9 protein-coding genes are annotated in these 7,928 nt (G+C 72.3%); 6 read left to right on the top strand and 3 right to left on the bottom strand.

Going from position 1 to position 7,928, the window contains the following annotated elements; translation table 11 throughout:
• The 3 genes from IH13_RS0103615 to IH13_RS0103625 all read left to right on the top strand — a co-directional run bounded on the left by IH13_RS0103615 (position 1) and on the right by IH13_RS0103625 (position 2,631).
• Positions 1 to 471 (top strand): RidA family protein, encoded by a 471-nt coding sequence (locus IH13_RS0103615; protein WP_031080955.1) that lies wholly within the window; start codon positions 1 to 3, stop codon positions 469 to 471.
• A 370-nt stretch (positions 472 to 841) separates the two neighbouring features.
• Complete coding sequence (locus tag IH13_RS0103620) at positions 842 to 1,750, top strand: NUDIX hydrolase (protein WP_031080956.1); 909 nt, start codon at positions 842 to 844, stop codon at positions 1,748 to 1,750.
• Entirely contained in the window at positions 1,747 to 2,631 is an 885-nt protein-coding gene (locus tag IH13_RS0103625) for an MBL fold metallo-hydrolase (protein ID WP_051835751.1), read from the top strand. The genes IH13_RS0103620 and IH13_RS0103625 overlap by 4 nt, the downstream gene beginning before the upstream one ends.
• A 61-nt stretch (positions 2,632 to 2,692) precedes the next feature.
• Here IH13_RS0103625 and IH13_RS0103630 read toward each other — a convergent pair whose 3' ends face one another.
• Positions 2,693 to 3,367 (bottom strand): Crp/Fnr family transcriptional regulator, encoded by a 675-nt coding sequence (locus tag IH13_RS0103630; protein WP_014046869.1) that lies wholly within the window; start codon positions 3,365 to 3,367, stop codon positions 2,693 to 2,695.
• A gap of 254 nt (positions 3,368 to 3,621) precedes the next feature.
• Between IH13_RS0103630 and nth the strand changes: the two genes are divergently transcribed.
• From nth to IH13_RS0103645, 3 genes are all read left to right on the top strand, one after another.
• Complete coding sequence (nth, locus tag IH13_RS0103635; protein ID WP_031080958.1) at positions 3,622 to 4,491, top strand: endonuclease III; 870 nt, start codon at positions 3,622 to 3,624, stop codon at positions 4,489 to 4,491.
• Positions 4,492 to 4,561: 70 nt separating this feature from the next.
• Positions 4,562 to 5,299, top strand: a complete 738-nt coding sequence (locus IH13_RS0103640) for an NUDIX hydrolase (protein WP_031080959.1) — start codon at positions 4,562 to 4,564, stop codon at positions 5,297 to 5,299.
• 91 nt (positions 5,300 to 5,390) lie between these two features.
• Positions 5,391 to 6,596: a MarP family serine protease gene (locus tag IH13_RS0103645; RefSeq protein WP_031080960.1), complete on the top strand. Its 1,206-nt coding sequence runs from the start codon at positions 5,391 to 5,393 to the stop codon at positions 6,594 to 6,596.
• Positions 6,597 to 6,708: 112 nt separating this feature from the next.
• Here the strand turns inward: IH13_RS0103645 and IH13_RS44305 are convergent, their stop codons facing one another.
• Together IH13_RS44305 and IH13_RS0103655 are read right to left on the bottom strand one after the other, a co-directional pair.
• Positions 6,709 to 6,912 (bottom strand): hypothetical protein, encoded by a 204-nt coding sequence (locus IH13_RS44305; protein ID WP_082317506.1) that lies wholly within the window; start codon positions 6,910 to 6,912, stop codon positions 6,709 to 6,711.
• A gap of 105 nt (positions 6,913 to 7,017) precedes the next feature.
• Positions 7,018 to 7,928 (bottom strand): alpha/beta fold hydrolase (locus tag IH13_RS0103655; protein WP_234433202.1); only part of this gene is annotated, 911 nt, incomplete at its 5' end.

The following is a 7,928-nucleotide window of genomic DNA, read 5'->3' on the forward strand; positions in this document are numbered from 1 at the left end:
GTGGCGGGCGTCGTCGAGGCCCGGCTGGCCGAGCTCGGACTGACGCTCCCGGAGGTCGTTCCGCCCCTGGCCGCCTACCAGCCCGCCGTGCGGTCCGGGGTATACGTCTATACCTCCGGGCAGCTCCCGATGGTGGACGGCCAGCTCGCGGTGACCGGCAAGGTCGGCGCCGAGGTGACGGCGGACGAGGCGAAGGAACTCGCCCGGACCTGTGCGCTGAACGCCCTGGCGGCCGTGAAGTCGGTCGCCGGGGACCTGGACCGGATCGCCAGGGTCGTCAAGGTGACGGGCTTCGTCGCCTCCGCCGCCGACTTCACCGGGCAACCGGGCGTGGTCAACGGCGCGAGCGAACTGCTCGGTACGGCTCTGGGCGACAAGGGCGTGCACGCGCGCAGCGCCGTGGGCGTCGCCGTGCTGCCTCTGGACGCACCGGTGGAGATCGAGATCCAGGTCGAGCTGACCGAGGACTGATCCGCCGCCGCCCTCCGATCCCGCCCGGTCACCGTGACCGGGCGGGATCGGTCGTGTGGGGGTGGGTGTGGTGGGCGGAGGGCGCGGCCCCGGGGGCTTTCTGCGGGTCGGTAGGCCGACCAGGGCGCCCTTCCGGGGCCTTCCGGGATGCCCCGGGGCTGTTTGAACCACCCCCGGTTTCTGGCCGCCCGAGCCACCCCAGGCCCCCGGGTCCCCCGGGTCCCCCAGGCCCCCGGGTCCCGAAGAGCCCCGGAACCCGCTGGGTTCCCAGGCCCCCGGCCTCCGGGGGCCCCTGACGGCGGCACCCACGTACGCGCCCCACGTCCGTGCGGCTCTCGAACATCGGCTCGGTTCCGGATAGCCTCCGGCCATGTCCAACGGTCAGTGGTACCCCCCGGAATGGCCCGCCCGGATCCGGGCCCTCGCCAGCGGTGAGCTGACGGCCGTGGAGCCCAGACGGGCGGCCACGGTCATGCTGCTCCGGGACGGCCTGCCGGACGGGTCGGCCCCGGGGCCCGCCGTGCACATGCTCCGACGGAGTGCCTCCATGGCCTTCGCCGGGGGCGCGTACGCCTATCCGGGGGGCGGCGTCGACCCACGCGACGACGACCACCTCGTGAGGTGGTCCGGGCCGCCCCTGGAGGACTGGGCGGCCCGGCTGGGCGTCGCCACGGTCACCGAGGCGCAGGCCGTCGTCTGCGCGGCGGTGCGCGAGACGTACGAGGAGGCGGGCGTCCTGCTCGCCGGGCCCACCGCCGACACCGTCGTCGGCGACACGACGGGTGCCGACTGGGAGGCCGACCGGGAGGCCCTCGTCGCCAGGAAGTTCTCCTTCGCCGACTTCCTCGACCGGCGGGGCCTGGTGCTCCGGTCCGATCTGCTCGGCGCCTGGGCCCGCTGGATCACCCCGGAGTTCGAACCACGCAGGTACGACACCTGGTTCTTCGTCGCCGCCCTCCCGGAGGGCCAGCGCACCCGGAACGCGTCGAGCGAGGCCGACCGCACGGTGTGGATCCGCCCGGCCGACGCCGTCGAGGGGTACGACCGGGGCGAACTGCTGATGATGCCGCCGACCGTCGCCACGCTGCGGGCGCTCCTGCCGTACGGGACGGCCGCGGACGCACTGGACGCCGCGGCAGCCCAGGACCTCGCGCCGGTGCTGGCACAGGCCCGTATGGAGGGCGAGAAGCTGGTGCTGAGCTGGCCGGGGCACGAGGAGTTCACCAAGCACGTCCCGGCCGCGGACACTCCCGGAGCGACGGGAGGTGGCCGGGCATGAGTGACGCCGCGGCCCTGCCCGGGCAGCCGCGCGGTGGGGTGCTCTCGGGTCCCGCCACCACCCGTACGGTGAACGTCCTCGCCCCCAACGCCTCGGCGATGACCCTGGACGGCACCAACACCTGGATCATCGCGGAACCCGACGCGGACCTCGCGGTCGTCATCGACCCGGGGCCGCTCGACGACGCCCATCTGCGGGCCGTGATCGACACGGCCGAGCGGGCGGGGCGGCGCATCGGCCTCACCCTGCTGACGCACGGCCACCCCGACCACGCGGAGGGCGCGTCCCGGTTCGCCGAGCTCACCGGGACGAAGGTGCGGGCCCTGGACCCGGCGCTGCGCCTCGGGGACGAGGGACTGGCGGCGGGCGACGTGATCACCACGGGAGGGCTGGAACTCCGGGTCGTACCGGCCCCGGGGCACACGGCGGACTCGCTCTCCTTCCACCTCCCCGCCGACCAGGCCGTACTGACGGGCGACACGGTCCTCGGGCGCGGCACGACGGTCGTCGCCCACCCGGACGGGCGGCTCGGCGACTACCTGGACACGCTGCGGCGGCTGCGCTCCCTCACGGTCGACGACGGAGTACGCACGGTGCTCCCGGGGCACGGCCCGGTCCTGGAGGACGCGCAGGGCGCCGTCGAGTTCTACCTCGCTCACCGGGCCCACCGGCTCGCCCAGGTGGAGACGGCCGTCGAGGCCGGGCTCCGTACGCCTGCGGAGGTCGTGGCGGCGGTCTACGCCGACGTGGACCGGTCCCTGTGGCCGGCGGCGGAGCTGTCGGTGCGTGCGCAGCTGGAGTACCTGGCCGAACACGGGTTGACCGAGCGCGTTCCGCCGGTGGACGGCCTTCAGGCCCCACCGTCGAGCGGTGGGGCCTGACGCTTACGTGTGCGGGGGCTCCCGGCCGCTCAGGGAGTCCCGGTGCCCGGTCCCGCCCGCCTCAGCGGGACCGCTTGGCCAGCCGCTCGACGTCCAGCAGGATCACGGCGCGCGCCTCGAGCCGCAGCCAGCCGCGGCCCGCGAAGTCCGCGAGTGCCTTGTTGACCGTCTCGCGGGAGGCACCGACCAGCTGGGCCAGCTCTTCCTGGGTCAGGTCGTGGACGACGTGGATGCCCTCCTCGGACTGGACGCCGAAGCGGCGCGACAGGTCCAGGAGCGCCCGGGCGACACGGCCCGGGACGTCGGAGAAGACCAGGTCCGACATCTGGTCGTTCGTCTTGCGCAGCCTGCGGGCGACCGCGCGCAGCAGCGCGGTGGCCACCTCGGGGCGGGCGTTCAGCCAGGGCTGGAGGTCGCCGTGGCCCAGCCCCAGGAGCTTCACCTCGGTGAGGGCCGTCGCGGTGGCGGTACGCGGGCCCGGGTCGAAGAGCGACAGCTCGCCGATCAGCTCGCCGGGGCCGAGTACGGCCAGCATGTTCTCCCGGCCGTCCGGGGAGGTGCGGTGGAGCTTCACCTTGCCCTCGGTGACCACGTAGAGCCGGTCGCCGGGGTCGCCCTCATGGAACAGCGCGTCACCGCGTGCGAGGGTCACCTCACTCATCGAGGCGCGGAGCTCCGCGGCCTGCTCGTCATCGAGCGCCGCGAAAAGCGGGGCGCGCCGCAGAACGTCGTCCACGAGTTCTCTCCTTGTCGGCCTGTTCAGGGAAGCGTGGTCCCCATGATGCCGGACGGTAAAACAGTGCGATCAATCACAAACCAGTTTGACGCACGAGCGTGCCGGGCCCTACGGCAGGGGGGCCGATCGGGCGCGGAAAGGCGATGACCGGCCCAGATGTCAGCGCCTGGCCCTAGGCTGGCCGAGTGTCCGGAACGCCGGTGAGAGCGCAGGCCAAAGGGGCTGATGGGGTGTCCGAAGAAGAGAATTCCGCTGTGGGCGAACAGCCCGCACGGGGCCGTAAGCAGGCCGCCGCCGCGAGCCGGTCGCGCACGGCCGACGGCGGACCGGCGGGGGCCGGGAAGAAGAAGTCCGCGAAGCCGGAATCGCACCTCGCGATGGTGCGTCGCGCCCGCCGGATCAACCGCGAGCTGGCGGAGCTCTACCCCTACGCCCACCCGGAGCTGGACTTCCGCAATCCGTTCGAGCTGCTGGTGGCCACGGTGCTCTCCGCGCAGACCACCGACCTGAGGGTCAACCAGACCACGCCCGCGCTCTTCGCCGCCTACCCGACCCCGGAGGACATGGCCGCCGCGGTCCCGGAGGAGCTGGAGGAGATCATCCGGCCGACCGGCTTCTTCCGGGCGAAGGCGCGCTCCCTGGCAGGGCTGTCGAAGTCCCTCCGCGACGACTTCGGGGGTGAGGTCCCGGGGCGCCTGGAGGACCTCGTCAAGCTGCCCGGCGTGGGCCGCAAGACGGCCAACGTCGTCCTGGGCAACGCGTTCGGTGTGCCTGGGATCACTGTGGACACCCACTTCGGCCGTCTTGCCCGCCGCTGGAAGTGGACCGAGCAGGAGGACCCGGAGAAGGTGGAGGCCGACGTCGCCGCGATCTTCCCCAAGAGCGAGTGGACGATGCTCTCGCACCGGGTCGTCTTCCACGGCCGCCGCGTCTGCCACTCCCGCAAGCCCGCCTGCGGCGCGTGCCCGATCGCGCCGCTCTGCCCCGCGTACGGAGAGGGCGAGACGGACCCCGAGAAGGCCAGGAAGCTCCTGAAGTACGAACTGGGCGGCTATCCGGGACAGCGGCTCAGCCCGCCTCCGGACTACCCGGGGCGCCCCGCCCCGCCCCTGGGCGCGGGATGACGGACAGCGGCCCGGGGCGCCGCGCGGAACGAAATGGCCGGGGGCGGGCGTTGGAACGACGGGGGTGCCGATGACGCACGCACAGAGCACACACACCGCGCGGGACGCGGCCACCGACGGGACGGGCGCGCCCCAGGACGGCGCGATCACCGTCACCACCGACGGAATTCCGGGCTGGCTCGACCCCGTCGCCGCGGCGGCCCGGAGTGTCCGGGCCAAGCAGATGAGCGCGTTCCTGCCGCCGAAGAGCGGCGCGGGACGCCAGTCGGCCGTCCTGGTCCTCTTCGGTGAGGGCGAGCGCGGCCCCGAGCTGCTCCTCATGGAGCGCTCCGGCACCCTGCGCTCCCACGCCGGTCAGCCGTCCTTCCCGGGCGGCTCGCTCGATCCCGAGGACGGCGACCCGGCGACCACCGGGCCGCTCCGTGCGGCGCTCAGGGAGGCGGAGGAGGAGACCGGCCTCGACCCGGGCGGCGTCCAGCTGTTCGGCGTGCTGCCCCGGCTCTACATCCCGGTGAGCGGCTTCGTCGTCACGCCGGTCCTCGGCTGGTGGCGTGTGCCGAGCCCGGTGGGGGTGGTCGATCCGGCCGAGACCGCCCGGGTCTTCACCGTTCCCGTGGCGGATCTCACGGATCCGGCGAACCGGGCCACGGCCGTGCATCCGAGCGGCCACCGAGGCCCGGCGTTTCTGGTCGAATCCGCACTGGTGTGGGGGTTCACGGCCGGTGTGATCGACCGGATCATGCACTACGCGGGCTGGGAACGCCCGTGGGACCGGGCCAAGCAGGTGCCGCTCGACCGGCGCGCATGACAGGCTGACTTCCGTGCTGCGCTGTGCCGGGCCTGGCCCGGACCCCGTCGAACCGGACGGGCCAGGTGACGAATCTGCGAGGCTATAGACGGTGAACGTGCTGGACATCCTGCTGCTGGTCGGCGCCGTGTGGTTCGCGGTCATCGGCTACCGCCAGGGTTTCGTCGTCGGCATCCTGTCAGTGATCGGGTTCCTGGGCGGCGGTCTGGTGGCCGTCTACCTGCTTCCGGTGATCTGGGACCGGATGACGGACGGGTCCCAGGTCTCGTCCACGGCCGCCATCGTCGCCGTGGTGATCGTGATCGTGTGCGCCTCCGTGGGCCAGGCCTTCACCACCCACCTCGGCAACAAACTCCGCCGCTACATCACCTGGTCACCCGCGCGCGCCCTCGACGCCACCGGGGGTGCGCTGGTCAACGTGGTGGCCATGCTGCTGGTCGCCTGGCTGATCGGTCTGCTGCTGGCACGCACCACACTGCCGACCCTCGGCAAGGAGGTCCGTAACTCCTCGGTCCTGCTCGGAGTCTCCCGCGTCATGCCGGACCAGGCGTCCAACTGGTTCATGGACTTCCCCTCCGTCCTCGCGCAGAACGGCTTCCCCCAGGTTTTCGGCCCCTTCGCCAACGAGCCCATCACCGACGTCAAGGCACCGGATCCGGCGCTGGCCGGCAGCCCGGTCGCGGCACGGGCCAAGAAGTCCATCGTGAAGGTCGTCGGCATGGCACCGGGCTGCGGCAAGGTCCTGGAGGGCACCGGCTTCGTCTTCTCCGACCGCCGCGTCATGACCAACGCCCACGTGGTGGGCGGCGTCGAGGAGCCCACCGTCCAGATCGGCGGGGAGGGTCGCCTCTACGACGCCAAGGTCGTGCTCTACGACTGGCAGCGCGACATCGCCGTACTGGACGTCCCGGACCTGGACGCGAAGCCCCTGCACTTCACCGGCCCGGACGACGACGCGGAGAGCGGTGACAGCGCCATCGTCGCCGGCTTCCCGGAGAATGGCGCCTACGACGTACGCTCCGCGCGCATCCGCGGCCGTGTCGACGCCAACGGCCCGGACATCTACCACCGGGGAACCGTGCGGCGCGATGTGTACTCGCTGTACGCGATGGTCCGCCAGGGCAACTCCGGCGGACCGCTGCTCACCCCGGACGGCAAGGTGTACGGCGTGGTGTTCGCCAAGTCGCTCGACGACCCCGACACGGGGTACGCGTTGACGGCCGACGAGATCCGCGAGGACATCGACCTCGGGAAGTCCTCGGTCCAGCAGGTCGACAGCCAGGGGTGCGCGCTCTGAACACCGTCCCAGGCGGGACGGCGCTCTCAGCGGTGTCTCTGGACCCACCGGACCGACGGCGTGTCCGGTGGGAGGCGGCCGGACCGGGTCAGCCCGTCATCCCGTCATCCCCTCATCCACGGGGATGACGCAGCCGCGCGGAGAACCACCGTGCGCGGCGGTGGAGGATGCGGGGGATGCCCAGCCGAAGATCATGGAAATCGTTCATATCGTGCACCCGGCTCCGGGAGCCGCCCCCCTCATGAATGCTCGGACCGGCAGGAGCGGTCGAGCGGCGGTTGCGTGCTGCGTCACTGAAGTCGCGCGTCCAGCCCATACCCCGACGTCTGCCCCTGACCCATGGTCGGTAATCGTGCGGGAGTCAGCCAATTGGCTTATGCGCCAGGCAATTGGCTGTTCGTCGGACACGCGTTCGTACGGGTCAGCGGTCGGGCTCGGGATCCTTGAGCCAGTTGATGAGTTCGGTAGAGAACCCGACCGGATCCTCCTCGTGGGGGAAGTGCCCCAGACCGTCGAAAAGTCGCCACCGGTACGGCGCCTCCACGTACTCGCCGGACCCTGCCGAGCTCCGCGTGCGCATCGCCGGATCGAGTGAACCGTGCAGATGCAGGGTGGGCACCCGCACCGGGCGCTTCATGCGCCGGTTGAACTGGACTCCGTCGGGGCGGGCGAGGGACCGGACCATCCAGCGGTAGGGCTCGATCGAGCAGTGCGCCGTCGACGGGATGCACATGGCACGCCGGTAGACGTCCACCGTCTTGTCGTCGGGGAATTCCGAGGCGTGGGGGCTGGACCAGCCGCGGATCAACCGGCCCACCAACGCCGCGTCGTCCGCCACGAGCTGACGCTCCGGCACCCACGGACGCTGGAAGCCCCAGATATGGGAGCCGGCCCGCGACTGCGCCGGGTCGGAGAGCATCGAGGAACGCCACCGCCGCGGGTGCGGCATCGACGACACCACGAGTCGGCGCACCAGCTTCGGCCGCATCACGGCGGCCGTCCAGGCGAGGTAGCCGCCCATGTCGTGCCCGACCAGCGCGGCGTCGGGCTCACCCAGCGACCGGATCACACCGGTGACGTCGAGGGCCAGGTTGGCGGGGTCGTAGCCCCGGGGCGTACGGTCGCTGCCGCCCACCCCGCGCAGGTCCATGGCGACCGCGCGGTACCCGGCGTCGGCGAGCGCGGTCAGCTGATGGCGCCAGGTCCACCAGAACTGCGGGAAACCGTGCAGCAGCAGCACCAGGGGTCCGTCGCCGAGCTCGGCGATGTGGAAGCGCGCGCCGTTGGCCGCCACGTCGCGGTGGGTCCAGGGGCCCTCGATACGTACGGGGT

Origin of the sequence: Streptomyces sp. NRRL WC-3549, from assembly GCF_000721935.1 — a bacterium.
GTDB lineage: Bacteria > Actinomycetota > Actinomycetes > Streptomycetales > Streptomycetaceae > Streptomyces.